We start from the raw sequence: 271 nt of genomic DNA, 5'->3' as shown, positions 1-271 counted from the left end.
TACAGACGAAGACCTTAGACAATTTCAAAAGTTAGCTAACCTAAAACTTGAAATAGGTCTCAAAGAGGCTATACAAGCCGTATTTGGGAGTCTAACAGACAATGAGCAAGAATCCCTAAACCAAGTAATAGATGAGCTCTACGATGAACTGAGCGCCTTAAAACAGGAATTTAAGCGAGAAATGCGACTGATAAAAATTGAGAATTCCAACCTAAAAAAGAAAATCCAAGATATTGAAGAGTCGATGCAAACCGGCTTACTAGGGTTTGTT

Annotated in this window: 1 pseudogene; it reads left to right on the top strand. The window is 37.6% G+C overall.

The annotated features are described in order from the left end of the window. A pseudogene (locus ADM33_RS08855) lies at nucleotides 1–271 on the top strand (hypothetical protein); the annotation flags it as partial.

Source organism: Streptococcus oralis (assembly GCF_001075875.1).
GTDB classification, from domain to species: Bacteria; Bacillota; Bacilli; order Lactobacillales; family Streptococcaceae; genus Streptococcus; species Streptococcus oralis_I.
This window is presented reverse-complemented; position numbering and strand designations above follow the sequence as displayed.